15 protein-coding genes are annotated in these 16,318 nt (G+C 73.3%); 9 read left to right on the top strand and 6 right to left on the bottom strand.

The window, feature by feature from the left end; genetic code table 11:
* Window positions 1-5: 5 nt before the first annotated feature.
* Window positions 6-1,244, bottom strand: a complete 1,239-nt coding sequence (thrS, locus tag AC07DS_RS08150) for a threonine--tRNA ligase (RefSeq protein WP_479143668.1) — start codon at window positions 1,242-1,244, stop codon at window positions 6-8.
* Between the two features lie 339 nt (window positions 1,245-1,583).
* On the opposite strand from thrS, the gene AC07DS_RS08155 reads away from it, so the two are divergent.
* Entirely contained in the window at window positions 1,584-2,366 is a 783-nt protein-coding gene (locus AC07DS_RS08155; protein ID WP_479143669.1) for a hypothetical protein, read from the top strand.
* Window positions 2,367-2,380: 14 nt separating this feature from the next.
* On the opposite strand, the gene AC07DS_RS08160 is transcribed toward AC07DS_RS08155, so the two are convergent.
* Both AC07DS_RS08160 and AC07DS_RS08165 read right to left on the bottom strand, forming a co-directional pair.
* A complete protein-coding gene (locus AC07DS_RS08160; protein ID WP_479143670.1) occupies window positions 2,381-3,115 on the bottom strand; it encodes a L,D-transpeptidase in 735 nt (244 codons plus the stop codon).
* On the bottom strand, window positions 3,105-3,608 hold the full coding sequence (locus AC07DS_RS08165; RefSeq protein WP_145879200.1) for a SigE family RNA polymerase sigma factor: 504 nt from the start codon (window positions 3,606-3,608) through the stop codon (window positions 3,105-3,107). Before AC07DS_RS08165 ends, AC07DS_RS08160 begins: the two co-directional genes overlap by 11 nt.
* 115 nt (window positions 3,609-3,723) lie before the next feature.
* On the opposite strand from AC07DS_RS08165, the gene AC07DS_RS08170 reads away from it, so the two are divergent.
* Genes AC07DS_RS08170 through AC07DS_RS08180 form a run of 3 tightly spaced genes read left to right on the top strand, consistent with a single transcriptional unit; the run spans window position 3,724 to window position 6,475 of the window.
* Entirely contained in the window at window positions 3,724-4,227 is a 504-nt protein-coding gene (locus tag AC07DS_RS08170) for a sigma factor-like helix-turn-helix DNA-binding protein (protein WP_479143671.1), read from the top strand.
* The gene (locus AC07DS_RS08175; RefSeq protein WP_479143672.1) at window positions 4,224-4,895 is read left to right on the top strand and encodes a hypothetical protein; all 672 of its coding nucleotides are present in this window, start codon (window positions 4,224-4,226) and stop codon (window positions 4,893-4,895) included. Before AC07DS_RS08170 ends, AC07DS_RS08175 begins: the two co-directional genes overlap by 4 nt.
* Window positions 4,892-6,475, top strand: coding sequence for a transglycosylase domain-containing protein (locus AC07DS_RS08180; RefSeq protein ID WP_479143673.1), 1,584 nt, complete (start codon window positions 4,892-4,894; stop codon window positions 6,473-6,475). Before AC07DS_RS08175 ends, AC07DS_RS08180 begins: the two co-directional genes overlap by 4 nt.
* 9 nt (window positions 6,476-6,484) lie before the next feature.
* Here the strand turns inward: AC07DS_RS08180 and AC07DS_RS08185 are convergent, their stop codons facing one another.
* Window positions 6,485-7,828, bottom strand: a complete 1,344-nt coding sequence (locus AC07DS_RS08185) for a helix-turn-helix domain-containing protein (protein ID WP_479143674.1) — start codon at window positions 7,826-7,828, stop codon at window positions 6,485-6,487.
* Between the two features lie 110 nt (window positions 7,829-7,938).
* Here AC07DS_RS08185 and AC07DS_RS08190 point away from each other — a divergent pair, with 110 nt between their 5' ends.
* The 4 genes from AC07DS_RS08190 (at window position 7,939) to AC07DS_RS08205 (ending at window position 13,378) form a co-directional block, all read left to right on the top strand.
* Window positions 7,939-8,145: a hypothetical protein gene (locus AC07DS_RS08190; RefSeq protein ID WP_479143675.1), complete on the top strand. Its 207-nt coding sequence runs from the start codon at window positions 7,939-7,941 to the stop codon at window positions 8,143-8,145.
* Between the two features lie 286 nt (window positions 8,146-8,431).
* Window positions 8,432-9,997, top strand: a complete 1,566-nt coding sequence (locus AC07DS_RS08195; protein ID WP_479143676.1) for an LCP family protein — start codon at window positions 8,432-8,434, stop codon at window positions 9,995-9,997.
* 46 nt (window positions 9,998-10,043) lie between these two features.
* Entirely contained in the window at window positions 10,044-11,285 is a 1,242-nt protein-coding gene (locus AC07DS_RS08200) for an amidohydrolase (protein WP_479143677.1), read from the top strand.
* A 119-nt stretch (window positions 11,286-11,404) separates the two neighbouring features.
* Entirely contained in the window at window positions 11,405-13,378 is a 1,974-nt protein-coding gene (locus AC07DS_RS08205; RefSeq protein ID WP_479143678.1) for an Ig-like domain repeat protein, read from the top strand.
* 5 nt (window positions 13,379-13,383) lie between these two features.
* On the opposite strand, the gene AC07DS_RS08210 is transcribed toward AC07DS_RS08205, so the two are convergent.
* Window positions 13,384-14,442, bottom strand: a complete 1,059-nt coding sequence (locus tag AC07DS_RS08210) for a hypothetical protein (RefSeq protein WP_479143679.1) — start codon at window positions 14,440-14,442, stop codon at window positions 13,384-13,386.
* 64 nt (window positions 14,443-14,506) lie between these two features.
* A complete protein-coding gene (locus AC07DS_RS08215; RefSeq protein ID WP_479143929.1) occupies window positions 14,507-15,649 on the bottom strand; it encodes a PP2C family protein-serine/threonine phosphatase in 1,143 nt (380 codons plus the stop codon).
* A 165-nt stretch (window positions 15,650-15,814) separates the two neighbouring features.
* On the opposite strand from AC07DS_RS08215, the gene AC07DS_RS08220 reads away from it, so the two are divergent.
* The gene (locus tag AC07DS_RS08220; protein ID WP_479143680.1) at window positions 15,815-16,261 is read left to right on the top strand and encodes a hypothetical protein; all 447 of its coding nucleotides are present in this window, start codon (window positions 15,815-15,817) and stop codon (window positions 16,259-16,261) included.
* The last annotated feature ends 57 nt before the right edge of the window (window positions 16,262-16,318 follow it).

Raw genomic sequence — 16,318 nt, forward strand, 5'->3', positions numbered from 1 at the left:
CTAGGTCAAGACCAGAGTGCGGTGCCCTTCGCCGCCACGCGGTCGGCGACGCGGCGCAGGATCTCGGGCACGGGGAGGGCGCCGGGGCGGCGGCCGTCGCGCAGGCGGAGGGCCGCGAGGCCCGCGCCGGCCTCGCGGTCGCCGATCACCGCCTGGTACGGGACCAGGCGGGCCGCGCGGATGCGGGCGCCGAGGGTGCCTTGTGCGGGGTCGGCGAGTTCCGCGCGCAGGCCCAGCGCGGCCGCCTCCCGGACCGCCGCGGCCGCCCGCTCCACCTGCTCCTGCGCGACCGGCAGCACGGCCAGCTGTACGGGCGCGAGCCAGGCCGGGAACGCCCCTTCGTGCGCCTCGATGAGGTGGGCGACGGCCCGCTCCACGCTGCCGATGACGCTGCGGTGCACCATCACCGGCCGGTGCTTCGCGCCGTCGGCGCCGATGTAGTGCAGGTCGAAGCGGGCCGGCTGGTGGAAGTCGATCTGGACGGTGGACAGGGTGGACTCGCGGCCGGCCGGGTCCGCGATCTGCACGTCGATCTTGGGGCCGTAGAAGGCGGCCTCGCCCTCCGCCTCCTCGTACGCCACGCCGGACCCGTCCAGCACCTCCTTCAGCAGCGCGGTGGCCCGCTGCCACAGCTCCGGGTCGGCGACGTACTTGCCGCCCTCGCCGGGCAGCGAGAGCCGGTGGCGTACGGCCTCGATGCCGAGATCGGCGTAGGCGCGGGCGATCAGCTCCAGCGCGGCGCGGGCCTCGTCGACGGCCTGCTCCAGGGTGCAGAAGATGTGGGCGTCGTTGAGCTGGATGGCGCGCACCCGGGTCAGGCCGCCGAGGACGCCGGACCGTTCGGCGCGGTACATGGTGCCCAGCTCGGCGATGCGCAGGGGCAGTTCGCGGTAGCTGTGCGAGCGGGAGCGGTAGACCAGGGCGTGGTGGGGGCAGAGGCTGGGGCGCAGGACGACCTCCTCCGCTCCCAGGTCCATCGGCGGGTACATGTCGTCGCTGTAGTGGTCCCAGTGCCCGGAGGTCTCGTACAGCTCGCGCTTGCCGAGCGCGGGCGAGTACACGTGCCGGTAGCCGGCGGCGCGTTCCGCCTCCCGGATGTACTCCTCCAGGGTGTGCCGTACGACGGCCCCGTCCGGGAGCCAGTAGGGCAGGCCCGCGCCCATCAGCGGGTCGGTGTCGAACAGGCCGAGTTCACGGCCGAGGCGGCGGTGGTCGGGGACGCGGTCGCCGGTCGGGTCGGTCATCGGGGTCTCCTCGGTGCGGGAGGCGAACACCCCGGTGCATGCCGAAGCCCCGGGGCGTTGGCCCCGGGGCTTCGGACTGAGTCAGGTGTCAGCGCGCCGGGACGGTCTCCGGCGTCGTCGTGCTCTGCGGACACGGCTGGGCGCGCTTCATGGAGCGACCGTAACGGCGGTCCCGGTCGCAGGGCCACCGGTTTTCCCCGGGCTTTCCCGGCCGCTCACCCGGACGGGTTTTCCCGCCCTCACCCGGACGGCCCGGAGCGCTGGTGAGCGGGTCGCGGCGATGGTGCCGTGAGAGGAGGCACCTCCACCCCCACCTGCCCCGCCAGGGAGGCACCCCAGATGACCGCCGCCATACGCCCCCACGCCCTCCCTCTCGCCGCCCTCGCCACCGGCCTCCTCGCCCTCACCGGCTGCGCGGCCCTGGGCCTGGAGCGCCCGCCGTCCGCGCACCAGCCCCTGCCCACCGTGGACAAGCCCTCTCCCTCGGCGAAGCCCTCGGCCCGGGCCGACGGATCCACGCTCACCGACGGCCAGGCCCGGGCCGCGCTCATCACGGAGACCGATCTCGGTGCCCCCTGGTCCGCGACGCGCGGGGCGGCCACCTGGCGGGACGGGCTGCTGAAGGCGGCCACGACGGCCGGTGAGTGCCAGCGCCTGCTCGACGCGCTCTACTCCGACGAACTCCTCGGCGCCCCCGCCCGGGTCGCCGTGGGTCTCGACGACGACGACACCCAGGCCCAGCTCCGCTACCAGATCGCCGCCCGCCGCCCGTCGGACGTCGACACCGCGCTGAGGTGGCTGCAGACGATGCCGGTCCAGTGCGCCCGTTTCACGGCCACCACGGAGAACGGCCTGGTCGAGGACGTCCAGGTCCAGGACGCCCCGCTGCCGGAGGTCGGGGACGTACGCCAGGGGCTGCGCGTCACCGTCGCCACCACGACCTCCGAGGACCAGGACGTCTTCCTGACGATGGACGTGGCCGCCGTCCGCGTCGGCGAGGACGCCTTCGCCCTGACCAACGCCGGCCTGGGCAACGTGGGGAACGACGCGACACAGCTGGCCGTGCAGATCGGCGCACTCCGTCTGGCGGACGTACGCAAGCAGGGCCGGGCCCAGGTCTGACCCACGCACTCGCGCTAGGACGGCGTGGACACGGAGGGCCGCAGCGACGGCGTCCGCCCCGTCACCTGCACCACCGCACCCTTGTCCAGCCGTGTGTACACCCACTTCGCGTCGGCCTCGGGCAGGCCGATCCAGCCGCCGGTGGACGCGTAGGTGCCGGGGGCCTTCAGGTCGTAGGTGAGGGCGATGGCGGTGGTCGTCTTCCGGTCCACGGAGCGCAGTTCGATCACCCACGGCACGCTCGGCACCGAGGTGCCGCTGCCGCTGCCACCGCCGCTGCCCGTTTCCATCGGCCGTTTCAGGGACTTGGCGAAGACGGTGAACCTGCCGGTGGGCGTGGGCAGTTCGGAAACTCCGGAGGAGATGGGCATGATCCGCCCGTCGACCGTCATCGTCATCCCGGTGAGGTCGACGACGGCGTCGGCGGCGACGGCCGGAGTCGGGGTGGGTACCGGGCTGGTCCGCAGCCGGGGACTGGCGGCCGGAACGGTACGGCGGCCGGAGTCGTGGCCGGAGCCGGAGTCGTGGCCGGGTCCGAGGCCGACGGTCACCGTGACGGCGAGGGCCGCCGCGGCGGCCACTCCGCCGGCCACGACGGCCGTGCGCCGGCGACGGCCGCGCCGTACGGCCAGGCGGCGGACCTCGGCACCGGCGACGGGCGGCGGGGACTGGTTCTCCTCGGCCAACGTACGCAGCGCGCCGGAGAGTTCGGGTCGGCGGCCGGTGTCGTGGTCGCGGTCATCGGACACGGTCGCCCTCCCTCTCCCCCTCGCCCGGGGCCAGCACCCGGGCCAGTGCCGCGCGGCCACGGGACAGACGGGCCTTGACCGTCCCCACCGGGGCGCCGGTTTCCGAGGCTACTTGCTCCACGCTCAGGTCGCACAGATGGTGCAGGACGACGGCCATCCGCTGGGCCTCGGGCAGGGTGCGCAGCGCGGAGACGAGCGCGGCGCGCTCGGGGTCGGGCCCGGGCACGGACTCCGGCGGCGGGGTGCGCCGCACCAGCTCGAGCCAGCGCCGGGCGCGCCGCCACCGGCTGACGGCGAGCCGCATCGCGACGGTCCTGACCCACGCCTCGGGCGCCCCGTCCGCGAGGAAGTCGCGCCGCCGGTCCCAGGCCCGTACGAACGCCTCCTGCACGACGTCCTGCGCCTCGCCGTGATCCCCGGTGAACGCGTAGAGCTGGCCGGTCAGCCGGGGGAACGCGGCGGCGTAGAACGCGTCGAACTCGTCCTCGGTCATGCCTCCCCTGCCACTCGTGCCCCAACTTCCCCGTACCGCCGTGCAACCCGGACCGCTTCGCGGTGCGTACAGGTCCCGTACGCCGCACATCGAAACACATCGCAGGGGGAACCCGATGACGACCAGAGCCGACCGCCGAACCCGTCATCGCGCCGGTCGCTCCGGCCGCCGGACCGAGTTCGGCGGCTATGCCGCCGTGGCCTGGCCGCGTCTGCTGCGCACGGCCCATCTGCTGACCGGCGACGCGGCCGAGGCCGACGCCCTGACACGCACCGCCCTGTCCGACGCGTACGCCCACTGGCGGCGCATCCCGGGCAACGACACCGACTTCTACGTACGACGGCTGCTGGTGCGCCACCATCTCGGCCGCAATCTCGGCCGTCACCTCGGCCGTCACCTCGGCCGCCGTCCCGGCCGCCGGCCGCACCGCACGGGACCCGCGCCGCGGGGCCCGCTCACCCGCGCCCTCGCCGCCCTGCCCGCGCGCCAGCGGGTGGTACTGGTCCTGCGGCTCGGCGAGGACCTGGGACGGCTGGAGATCGCCGAGATGCTCGGCTGGTCGGTGGGCGCGGTGAAGTCGTACGAACGACGGGGGCTGAAGGCCCTGGGGGCGGTATGAGGCACAGGCAAAAACAGCCCCTGGAAGCCGAGTTGGGCGAGGCCTTCGCCGCCGCCCGCGACGCGGCGCCCCGCACGCCCGTCCCGCTCGCCGCCATCGAGCGGGAGGGCCGGGCGCGGCGCCGAAGGCGCCGGATCACCGTGCTGCTGGCCTGCTGTCTGCTGGTGCTGGTCCCGCTCGGCTACGCCGGCCGGCGGCTGACGGGCGTCTCCGGGGGCGAGCCGACCGCTCCCGGACGGTCGGTGGCCGCCGGAACCGTGCGCGTGGTGGCCGCCGGTGAGCACGTACGGCCGCTGTCCGGCCAGGAGTTGTGGCTGACGAAGGACGGCGCGCGCTGGTCGTCGCCGCAGGGCGGGGGTGAATCCCTGCCGGTCTCGGGGCTCTCCGCGGCGCCCCCGACCGTCACCCTCCGGCTGGAGGTGACCGGCCGGAGCGGGCTGCTGCTGTCCGGCGTGCACCGCGGCGGCGGACCGGCCGCCCGCGTCGAGGTGCGGATGCCCTCGGGCAGGACCACCGCGACCGTGCTCACCCTCGCGGGGAATCCGGGCTGGGACGTCTGGTACGCCACGCCCCGGCTCCCGGCCGACAAGCAGGAGCTGCTGCGGACCCGGGTCACGGTCTACGACGCCGCAGGCAAGGTCCTGGCGCGGGGCGGGGTGGGCCGGTGAAACGTCTCCTCAAGCATCTGCGCCGCCGCCGGGGCCGCTGGGCCCGGCGCATCCTCGGGACGCTGCTCGCGCTGTGCCTCGCGCTGGTCGGCACGGTGTGGGTGGCGTACGTGCTCACGTCCGTCCCCGAACCGCACCCGGAGACGGTCAGCCAGAGCACGGTCTTCCTGGACGCGGAGGGGGAGTACCTGGGCCGGCGCGGACCGGTGGACCGGCAGGACGTGTCCCTGGCGCAGGTGCCGCGGCACGTCCAGGACGCGGTGATCGCCGCCGAGAACCGCTCCTTCCGCACGGACTCGGGCGTCTCGCCCAGCGCGATCGTGCGCGCGGCCGTGGCCACGCTGTCCGGCGGGGAGCGCCAGGGCGGTTCGACGATCACCCAGCAGTACGTGAAGAACGCCCTGCTGAGCCCCGAGCAGTCGCTGACCCGCAAGGCCCGTGAGGCGCTGATCTCCGTCAAGCTGGACCGCACCCGCTCCAAGGACTCGATCCTCGAGGGCTACCTCAACACCGTGTACTTCGGGCGGGGCGCTGCGGGCATCGAGTCGGCGGCGCGGAACTACTTCGGCGTGGACGCCGAGGACCTCACGGTGTCGCAGGGCGCGGCGCTCGCGGCCATCATCAACCGGCCGACGTTCTACGAACGGACGGGCTCGGACGCGAAGGTCACCACGACGCTGCAGAAGCGCTGGCGCTGGGTGCTGGACGCGATGCGCTCCTCGGGCAGCATCACGGCCGCGCAGCGCTCCTCGGCCGCCTTCCCGGCCTTCCGCTTCTATCCGCCCGGCGACACGGACGGCCAGCGCCAGTACCTGATCGACGCGGCCGCCGCCGAGGCCGCCCGCCGTCTCGGCATCACGCAGGACCAGCTGGCGCGCGGCGGCTACACGGTCCGTACGACCTTCGACCTGAGCACGCAGTACGCGGTGTCGGAGCGGGTGCGCCAGCGGTCCGCGGGGCTGCCGAAGGGCACGAAGCTGCATGCGGCCGTGATCGCCACGGTCCCCGGCGACGGCGCGGTCCGGGTGCTGTACGGCGGTACGGACTACGCCCACCAGCCCTTCAACGACGCCCTGTCGGGCGCGGTGGAGGCCGGTACGGCACTGCGGCCGTTCAGCGGCCTGCCGCTCGGCGCGCCGCTGTCGAAGCTCACGAGGACTGCGGCACCGACACCGCTGACCGTGGCCTCGGCGTACGCGAGCGCGGCGGCGGACGGCACCTACGCGACGCCGTACATGGTGCAGCGGATCACCCGGGGCGGCGACACCGTGTACACGGCCCACCCGGACCGGCACCGGGTCATGGGCTCGGTCATGCCCGCGGCGGCGGCGAAGTACGCGGTCCCGGGCGAGCCGGTGACGTACACCGGCGGTGCGGGCACGGGACCCGGCACCCGGACGCTGTGGGAGTCGGCGTACACCGGCCGGCTCGCCCTCACGACCGCCCTGTTCGCCGAGCATCCGGCGACGAAGGGGCACCGGGCGCGACCGGCCCACCTCCCGTCCTCGGCCGGGGACCTGGTCACCGGGGTCCGGTCGGACGTGTTCACGTCCAAGGCGGTGACGCCTGTGCGCGGGTGAGGGAGGCGGTCACAGGGGCGGCTGCGCGGGCGCCGGGCCGAGGGTCGTGGTGCCCGGCGCCGTGCGGTGGCCGAGGCCCGTGCGGTAGGCGTCCAGGGCCGCCTCGACGCGGCCGGTACGGCGCAGCAGGTCGCCGAGCAGGCGGCACAGGTCGGCCAGGTCGCCGGCCGCGCCGGCCCGCTCCAGGAGGCTGAGGGCGCGGACGTAGTGCTCCTCGGCGGCCTCGGTGTCGCGGGCGTCCTCGGCGATGATGCCGAGGAGGCGGTGCGCGGCGGCGGCGTGCACGGCGCCGCGTTCGGAGGAGAGGCCGCCGAGGACGTCGTTGAGCAGGTCGGCGGCCTCGGCCGACTTGCCGCGCCGGTGCAGGACGTCGGCGAGTTCCACGGCGGCCTGGCTGCGGTAGAGGGCGGCCCGGGTCTGGGCGAGCATGGTGAGGGCCTGGCGCAGCTCGGCCTCGGCCCGGTCCAGGTCGCCGTTCTGGGCGCAGACGTAGCCGCGCATCCAGTGGCAGTTGGCGAGTTCGGTGCGCAGCTGCAGCTGGCGGTACAGCTCGGCGGCCTTGGCGAGGGAGGCGTCGGCCTCGGCGACCCGGCCCTCGGCGAGCAGGGTGCGGGCGACCGAGCGGTGCATCCGGGCGATCAGCGCGGGGTCGGCGGCCTGCGGGGCCAGGGCCAGGGCGAACTCGGCGGCCTGGGCGGCGCGGGCGTGGGCGCCCATGTCCATGTAGGGGCCGATGGCGCTGGCGTACAGGAGCAGCAGGGCCTCGGGGTCGTGCAGGCCGCCGCGGTTGAGTTCGTCGAGGGTGGATTCCAGGAGGTAGACGGCGTAGCGGAGTTCACCGGCGAGATAGTGGGCGATCGCGCGGCCGCGGACGGCCGGGACGCGGCTGGGGAGGGTCTCCTCCGCGAGGCGGTGCTCGGCCCGCTCGAAGTGGTCGCGGGCCCGGGACAGTTCGCCCGTCTCCAGGGCGCATTCGCCGAGCCCCAGGAGTGCGGTGGCCTGCTCGGCGACCAGGCTGTGCGTGTCCGCCTCGGCGAGCAGCGCGGTGTACTGGCCGGCCGCCTCCTCCGCCTTGCCGTCGGCGAGGGTGCGCTGGGCCTCGGTGAGCCGCAGCCGCAGGGCGGTGGCGAGATGGGCGGGCCGGCCGACGGCCAGCTCCTCGAAGGCGACGCCGAGGCGGTCCGCGATGTGCCCGAGCGCCTCGTCGGAGGCGCGGACCCGGCCCGCCTCCAGGGTGGAGATGTAGGCGGGGGTGTACGCCGGTTCGGCCAGCTGACGCTGGGTCAGGCCACGTTCGGTGCGCAGTTGCTGTACGCGCCGGCCGACGACCTCGGGGTCGTCCCGTTCCCGCATGTCCTGCTCCCCCCAACTCCCCTGGTACCTCTTGCCGTTCGGGTTCCGCACCCCTAGGTTAAACGGCGAATTAAACATGCTTAACAGGCCGCTGTTGTTGTGAGGTCGCCGTGCACGGACATACATCCGCACCCTACGGGCACCCCACCGCACTGCCCCTCTCCCGGCCCCGCCCGAGCCGGGGCACCCCGGCCGCCCGGGGCGTGGCGGCGGCCGTGCTCGCGATCGCGGCACTGATCACAGCGGCGAACGCGGGACCGGCCCGGGCGACGGACGCACCGCCGAGCCCGCCGGCCGTGCAGCAGTCCCAGCCCTGACACCTCTCACCCGCCTCGGACCCGCCCGATGTGGACATCCTGCGGACCTTGAGCGAAGACGGCGCGACGTTCGGACACATCACCCGGCGGCACCTTCCCGGAAGCGAAGACCGACGAGAACCGCCAAAGAAACAACGGCACTTCGTCAACCCCCGGAGAAGGTTGTACGCGAGTGGCATATCTCACCACCAGCCCCTGCATGGATGACCACGCCGTTAGTGTGTGCGATCCGGTGCAGCCGCGACGAGGTCAACGTGCGCTTCGTCAGGGCGGGAAGGGCAGGGGAATGACGCTGGACGCGCAGGCGCGGCCGAAGAACCGGGGGCGGCACGGCGGGGGCGGCGGCCGCGGAGGCGGCGACACCGAACCCGGCACCCCGCGCCCCAAGCGCCGGATACTGCGCTGGTCGGCGGCAACCCTGGCCGTCGTCATACTCGGGACCGCGGGCGCGGGCTACCTCTACTACGAGCACCTCAACGCCAACATCAAGAAGGCCCGGCGGAACCTGGGCGACTCCGACGTGCCCGAGGCGACCCCGAACGCCGCCGGCCAGACGCCGCTGAACATCCTGATGATCGGCTCGGACAGCCGGAACACCGCCAAGGACCTGAAGCTCGGCGGCTCCAAGGCCGACGTGGGCCGCCCGCCGCTCGCCGACGTACAGATGCTGCTGCACGTCTCGGCCGACCGCAGCAACATGTCCGTGGTCAGCCTCCCGCGCGACACGATGATCCCGATCCCCAGGTGCACCACCGACAGCAAGAAGTACGAGGCGCTCTCGCTGGCCATGGCGAACGAGTCGCTGGGCCGCGGCGGCCCGGGCTGCACCGTCGCCACCTGGCAGAAGCTCACCCGCATCCACATCGACCACTTCATGATGGTCGACTTCTCCGGCGTGGTCGACATGGCGGACGCCATCGGCGGCGTCCCCGTGTGCGTCAAGCAGAACGTCTACTCGCACACCTCCGACGGCCACGGCTCGGGCCTCAAGCTGAAGGCGGGCACGCACCCGGTCAAGGGCGAACAGGCCCTGCAGTGGCTGCGCACCCGCTACGGCTTCGAGGACGGCACCGACATCGGCCGCACCCACGCCCAGCACATGTACATGAACTCGATGGTCCGCCAGTTGCGCGCGAACGCGACGCTCGGCAACCCCACGGAGATGCGCAGGCTCGCGGAGGCCGCGACGAAGGCGCTCACGGTCGACGACGGCCTCGGCACGGTCAAGAAGCTCTACGACCTGGCCGGGGAACTGCAGAAGGTCCCGACCAAGCGGATCACGATGACGACGCTGCCCACCGTGCAGTGGTCGCAGGACCACAACCGGCTGGTGCCCGACCCCGAGGACGCCGACCAGCTCCTCTCCATGGTCCGCGACGACACCCCGCTGGACGGCCGCGGCGCCAAGCACAAGTCGGAGCAGAAGGCGAAAGCCCCCTCGACCCCGGCCGGCACCCTCGCGGTCCAGGTCCGCAACGGCACCGGGACGACCACCGAGGCCCCGACGCCCGCGCGGGCGAGCGCGGTCACCCAGGTCCTGCAGGGCAAGGGGTTCACCCGGGCCGGGGCGGACGTCAGCGCGGCCGCCGAGACCAAGACCCTCGTCCTGTACCCCAGTGCCGATCTCGAGGGTGACGCGCAGGCCGTGGCCAAGGCGCTCGGCGTCCCGCTGGGCCAGGTGCACCGCTCGACCGACGTCTCGGGCGTCACCCTGATCGTCGGCGCGGACTGGCGTACCGGCGACACCTATCCGAAGAGCAGGAGCGCGGACAGGGCACCGTCGACGGCGGCCGTGCTGTCCGGCGACAAGGCGGACGCGTGCATGGAGGTGCAGCAGGGGTTCACCTGGTGAGCCGGGCTCTCCCCCGGCGTCCCGCCGGGGGCCTACCCTTTCCCCCGTGACTTCTCCCGCGGCGCGCACCGCTCTGGATCTCACCGACGGACTCCCGGTCCCGGACCTGGAGGACTTCTACCGCGACCTGCACCGTCACCCCGAGCTGTCGTTGAGCGAGCACCGCACCGCCGGGAAGCTCGCCGGGCGGCTCAAGGAGGCCGGCTTCGAGACGGCCGAGGGGATCGGCGGCACCGGGGTCGCGGGGGTGCTGCGCAACGGCGACGGGCCGACGGTGCTGCTGCGCGCCGACATGGACGCGCTGCCGGTGCAGGAGGAGACCGGGCTGCCCTACGCCTCGCGGACGGCCGGGGTGATGCACGCCTGCGGACACGACCTGCACGTCACCTGGCTGGCGGGCGCGGCCGCGGCGCTGGCGGCCGGGCGGGAGACCTGGAACGGCACCCTGCTGGTCGTGGGCCAGCCCGCCGAGGAGACCGGGCAGGGCGCGGCCCGGATGGTCGCGGACGGGCTGTACGAGCGCTTCGGGCGCCCGGACGTGCTGCTCGGGCAGCACGCGGCCCCGGGCCCGACGGGCCTGTACCCGCACGCGCCGGGCCTGATCATGTCGGCGTCGACGGACGTGGACATCGTGGTGCACGGCCGGGGCGGCCACGGTTCGCGGCCCGAGTCGACCGTGGACCCGGTGGTGACCGCCGCCTACCTGGTCACCCGGCTGCAGACGGTCGTCTCCCGGGAACTGGCCGCCCGCGAGTCCGCGGTGCTCACCGTGGGCCGGATCGAGGCCGGCACCCGGCACAACATCATCCCGTCCGAGGCGCGCATCGAGCTGAACCTGCGCACCCAGTCGCAGGAGGTGCGGGAGCGGATGCTGGCCGCGATCCGCCGGATCGCCCAGGGCGAGTGCCTGGCCGCCGGCTGCCCGCGCGAGCCCGGGATCACCCTCGGCAACACCTTCCCGGAGACGGTCAACGACGTCGGCACGGACACCGCGGTGGCCGCCGTGCACCGCGAGGTCTTCGGCGCGGACACGGTGTTCGACCCGGGCCCGGCGATGGGCAGCGAGGACTTCCCGGAGCTGGCGCTCGGCTCGATCCCGTACTCGTACTGGTTCGTGACGACCACTGCGGCCGAGGTGTGGGAGAAGGCACCGGGTGCGACCTTCCAGGAGAAGTTCGCGGCCGTCCCGAGCAACCACAGCCCCCGCTTCGCGCCCGACCTGTCCACGATCGCCCCGGGTGTCCGGACCCTGGTCTCGGGGGCGCTCGCCTTTTTGTCAGTGGCATGACTTAGTCTTCGCGACCTAGTCTTCACCCATCCGCCACGGAAGGCACACAGGGGGCTTGTACATCAGCCGTGCCACGTGGCGCTCACCTCACTCATTCGTTCCGGGGGGTTCGAATCAGCGTGCGTATGCGCACCCTCACGACTGCCACCACCCTGGCCGTCCTCTTCAGCTCGGCGGCCCTCGCCGCCACTCCGGCAGCCGCCGACTCCAGCAGGATCCTGCCGGTCAAGCAGACCGCCGACCTCGTGGTCGACGGCGCCCACCAGCAGGTCTTCGTCAGCGACCCGAACAACGGCAAGATCGTCGTCACCGACTACGCCGGCAAGGTCGTCAAGCAGCTCACCACGAACCTGCCCGGCGTGAGCGGCCTCGAACTGTCCGCCGACTCCGGCACGCTCTACGCGGCCGTGCCGGGGCTCGACGCCATCGCGGTCTTCGACACCGCCACCGCCACCGAGACCACGCGCTACGAGGTCAAGGCCGACCAGCCGCGCAGCGTCGCCCTCGCGGGCGGCAAGCTCTGGTTCGGCTACGGCGGCGCCGGCGCGGGCAACATCGGTTCCGTCGACCTCGCGGGCGAGCAGCACGACGTCACCCTGGATCTGGACAACGGCTGGTACAGCGCGCCGATCCTCGACGCGGCACCCGGCTCGAACACCCTGGTCGGGGCCCAGACCGGGGACAGCTCCGGCAAGGTCGTCTCGTACGACGTCACGTCCGGCACCCCGAACCGGCTCGCCTCCACCAGCGCCGGCGAGAACACGCGGGACATCGCCGTCACTCCGAACGGCCAGGACGTCGTCGTGGCCAGCGGATACCCGTACAACCACCCGGTGTTCAAGACCTCCGACCTCACGGCGGACGGCAGCTACCCCAGCGCCACATACCCGAACGCCGTGGCGGTCGCCGCGGACGGGACCGTCGCGGCGGGCGTCGACGGCTGGTACAACCCGGACATCTTCGTCTACAAGCCGGGCGCCACCACGTCGGTGCGCGAGTACGACTTCCCGGACACGGACCACATCAGCGGCTCCGACGAACTCGCCGACTCCACCCTCGGCTGGGCGCCCGACGCCTCCCGCCTGTTCGCGGTGTCGTACAACAACGACGGTGTCTACTCCCTGCGTGTGTTCGACGCCCCCACCAAGGCGACGACCACCGTCACCGTGGACGCCCCGGCCACCGCGGCCCGCGCCAAGCAGCTCACCGTCAAGGGCAAGGTCACCTCCAAGGTGGCCCTCCCCGCCGGCGCCAAGCTCACGGTCACCCGCACCGACCTGGACTCCCCGAACGGCAAGACCCTGCCCTCGGTGACGGTCAAGGCCGACAACAGCTACTCCTTCACCGACACCCCGCCGGCCGGCGGCAAGGTGAAGTACAAGGTGGCCTACGCGGGCGACACCGACCACGCGGCGGGCTCCGGCACCGACACCGTGGACGTCTCCCGCGCCAAGCCGGCGCTGTCGGTCGACAACAACGGCAAGGTGTACTCCTACGGCAAGGACGTGAAGTTCACGGCCCACCTGGGGAGCACCTACAAGAACCGCACGGTGGAGATCTGGGCCGACCCGTTCGGCTCCGACAAGCCGAACAAGCTGGTGAAGTCCGGCAAGGTCAACTCCGCCGGCAACCTGTCGGTCACGCTGGACCTGAAGCGGGACACCAAGGTCACCGCGAAGTTCTCGGGCGACGCCCGCTACCAGCCCCGGTCGGTCTCCAGCACCGTCGGCGCCAGGGTCAGCGTGTCCACGTCGGTCAGCAACCACTACAAGTCGAAGAGTGCGTGGGGCCACACGTACTACTTCTTCCACAAGAGCAAGAACCCGCTGATCACGACGAAGATGCCGTTCTTCCCGGGCCGTAAGCAGAAGTTCGAGTTCGAGGTGTACTACCAGGGCCGGTGGTACCCCGGCGACCCCGCGTACTTCGCGCTGGGCCCCGACGGCGTGTCCCGGGTGACGATCACCGGGAACCACGCCGAGGACGTCGGCTGGCGGTTCCGGGTGCGCTCGTCGTACATCAACAGTTCCTCCGGTGACACGGTGAACTCCACGACGCACGGCGCCTGGAAGTACTTCACCTTCACCGGCTGAGGCCGCTACCCGGCCGACTGGAGCTGCCGCAGGTGCCGCTGGACGTTCTCCAGCGCGCCCTGCCGGCGGCCCGGTACCCGGAGCCTCAACTCCGCGAGCGCGGGTCCGAGTTCACGGGCCCGCGCCGCGTCCTTGATGCTCCCCCACTGATGGTGGGCCCGGTCCACCGCCGCCTCCACGGCGGGCGCGTCCACCGCCTGCCCGGCAGCGAGCCGCACCCCGGCCACCCGCAGCCAGGCCCGGCAGCTGCGCACCGGGTCCCCCGCGAACATGGCCAGATCGGCCCGGACCTCGGCCCAGTGCAGCGCCTCGTCGGAGGCGGGACCGTGGGCGTGCACGGCGCCCTGCTCGTGCTGAGCGGCGAGCGCGTCGGCGTCGGCGTGCCGCCCGGCCTGGACGGCGGCGCTGATGGCGGCGTGGGGATCACCGGTCGCCCGGGGCCGCGCGGTGAGCACGATGTTCCCCGGTGCTTCGTCGGCGATCCGTGCCAGGGCCTGTTGGTGCAACTGCTCCAACGGCGGCCGGTGTCCGCTGCGCAACAGCGTCGCCACCGCCCTCATGTACGACGGCTCGGCCAGACCCCGCTGTTTCGAGGGGGGTGCGATGCGGCCGTACACCGCGCTGGTGCGGCCCGAGTCGAGCGGCCGCCGGGCGAGGTGCTGCCAGGTCTCGGCGTCCGCGTGCAGGTCGACGAAGAGCGCCGTGGACCCGGCCGAGCGCAGCCGCAGTTCCTCCCTGATCCAGTGCCACGGCAGCGCCGTGTAGCGGACGGTGGCCGGGGTCGTACGGGCCAGGGCCAGGTGGGGCTGGTGCTGGCGGCGGTCCAGGTGGAGCTGCCCGGCGATGTACACGGTGAGCGGGCCGGGCGCGGCCGCGGCGGCGCGCAGCCGGGTGAGGACGGCCTGCGGCTCCAGCGGGTCGGCCAGTTCGACCACGTTCGCGGTGTCGGTGCCGGACAGCACGGCAGGGGCGACCGCGGCCAGCACGGGCAGCACCCCGGCCGCGTCCACCAGGCGCCCCCGGCCCAGCGGCGAGGCCGCGAGCAGCAGCACGGTTCCGGGCATCGTCCCTCCCCCTCAGATCGCCCTACAGCCAGCACCGTAACCGCTGCTGGTGCAAAGGTGCGCCTCAGGACTGCAAACGTCCCCGTACGGGGTCTTCGCCCGCCCGCCGGACGGCGAAGATCGTGGTGTCGTCCTCCAGGCGGCCGCCGCTGTGCAGCAGCACCCCGTCACGGACCCGGCGCACCAGGCGCCGCGGCTCGGCCCGCCCCGGGTCGGCCTCGACGGCCCGGGCCACTTCCCGGACCAGCGGATAGAACTCCCCGGCGGCGTCCCGCGCCTCGGTGACTCCGTCGGTGACCATGAGCAGGGTCTCCCCGCGCCCGAACGGCACCCGGTGCAGCGGCGGGCGTCCGGAACCGAGGTCGCCGAACCCGAGCGGCAGGCCGTCGCCGCCGGGCAGGGTGCGCACCCCGTGCGGTCCGACGACGAGCGGCGGCTCGTGCCCGAAGTTGATCAGCTCGATGGTGTCCGGGGCGCCTTCGGGGAAGCAGAGCAGGAGGGCGGTGGCGAAGCGGTCGCCGTCGTCCCGGCCGAGGGCGGTGGTGTGCCTGCCGTGGCGGACCATGCGCACCTCGAGCCGCTGGGCGACGGTCGCCAGGTCCGGCTCGTGGTAGCCGGCCTCCCGGAAGGTGCCGAGCAGCGCGGCCGCCGCCTCCACCGCGCCCAGGCCCTTGCCCTGCACGTCCCCGACGAGGACGCGGGTGCCGTGCGGGCCCGGCTGGATGTCGTAGAAGTCCCCGCCGACCTGGGCCTCGACGTCGGCGGCCAGGTACACGCCCGCGTGCTCCAGGCCCGCCCAGACCGGCGGCAGCGGGCGCAGCACGGTACGCCGGGTGGTCTCGGCGATGTCCCGGATGTGCAGCATCTGCCGTTCCCGGCGCACCCGCACGGCGGAGGCCAGCACACCGAGGGCACCGCCGAGGGCGACCAGGACGAAGTCGGCGAGTCCGGCCTGGTACGCGCCCGGCCAGAGGCTGTCCACGACGACGTACGTCGCCAGCGACAGCACGGCGAAGGCGGCCGTCCCCCACACACCGCAGATCGCGGCGGCGATGCCGGGCACCAGGACGATCCAGGAGACGATCCGGAACCGCTCGGTGGTGTTGATGTCCACCAGCACGATGGCGACGAGCAGCAGCAGGGGCGGCACCCAGGCGATGCTCCGGCCATGGACCCGCAGCAACTGCCGCCGGAGCCGGTACTCCATGTCCGTCACGGCCGGGCAGCCCTCCATGTCCTCGGAGAAATTCAGCGAAACACGGGAGCATCGGCGCCGCATCCGGGCACCCGTCACTCGTCCGGCCGACTTGCCAGGGCGTCCCCCCCCGGTGTGCTCTGGTAGGCGGGGGCGAGGAGAGAGAGGAGTGCTCTCATGGCGCATGCGGCACCCGCGACCGGCGGCATGATCCGGGGCGGTCGTACTCCCGACGTCTTCAGCGAGCGCACGCACGCGGTGGCCAAGGTCGCCGTTCCCGTCGTGCTCGGGCTCATCTACGGGTACTGGGCCGCGGCCAACACCCGCTACGGCGGCCCCATCACCGGCTGGAACCTGCTGTTCGGCTTCGTGACGGCCATCGTGTTCGCGGCCGTCTGGATGGGGCTCGCGGCCCTGACCCCGCGGATGCCGCGCGAACTGCACGCGGCGCTGTGGGCCGCCTTCACGGGCATCGCGGTCGGCTTCCTGTACAGCCTGAGCGGCCGCGGCCACTCCGTCCTGGCGTCGGCCGGCCTGGGCGTGGCGTTCGCCGTGGTCGTGGGCGGCGTGCTGTTCTACCGCTACTACACGCACGAGGACGGGCCGGGAAACCGCATCCGCTGAGCAGCCGAGTACACGGGACGCGCGTGGGCCCCGGCCGGAGACCGGCCGGGGCCCACG

It is taken from the genome of Streptomyces sp. NPDC044064, from assembly GCF_056434245.1.

What these genes read in the sequence shown, in the direction of transcription:
- thrS (WP_479143668.1), bottom strand. Translation starts at nt 1,244, where the DNA reads ATGACCGACCCGACCGGCGACCGCGTCCCCGACCACCGCCGCCTCGGC.
- AC07DS_RS08155 (WP_479143669.1), top strand. Translation starts at nt 1,584, where the DNA reads ATGACCGCCGCCATACGCCCCCACGCCCTCCCTCTCGCCGCCCTCGCC.
- AC07DS_RS08165 (WP_145879200.1), bottom strand. Translation starts at nt 3,608, where the DNA reads ATGACCGAGGACGAGTTCGACGCGTTCTACGCCGCCGCGTTCCCCCGG.
- AC07DS_RS08170 (WP_479143671.1), top strand. Translation starts at nt 3,724, where the DNA reads ATGACGACCAGAGCCGACCGCCGAACCCGTCATCGCGCCGGTCGCTCC.
- AC07DS_RS08175 (WP_479143672.1), top strand. Translation starts at nt 4,224, where the DNA reads ATGAGGCACAGGCAAAAACAGCCCCTGGAAGCCGAGTTGGGCGAGGCC.
- AC07DS_RS08185 (WP_479143674.1), bottom strand. Translation starts at nt 7,828, where the DNA reads ATGCGGGAACGGGACGACCCCGAGGTCGTCGGCCGGCGCGTACAGCAA.
- AC07DS_RS08195 (WP_479143676.1), top strand. Translation starts at nt 8,432, where the DNA reads ATGACGCTGGACGCGCAGGCGCGGCCGAAGAACCGGGGGCGGCACGGC.
- AC07DS_RS08210 (WP_479143679.1), bottom strand. Translation starts at nt 14,442, where the DNA reads ATGCCCGGAACCGTGCTGCTGCTCGCGGCCTCGCCGCTGGGCCGGGGG.
- AC07DS_RS08215 (WP_479143929.1), bottom strand. Translation starts at nt 15,649, where the DNA reads ATGGAGTACCGGCTCCGGCGGCAGTTGCTGCGGGTCCATGGCCGGAGC.
- AC07DS_RS08220 (WP_479143680.1), top strand. Translation starts at nt 15,815, where the DNA reads ATGGCGCATGCGGCACCCGCGACCGGCGGCATGATCCGGGGCGGTCGT.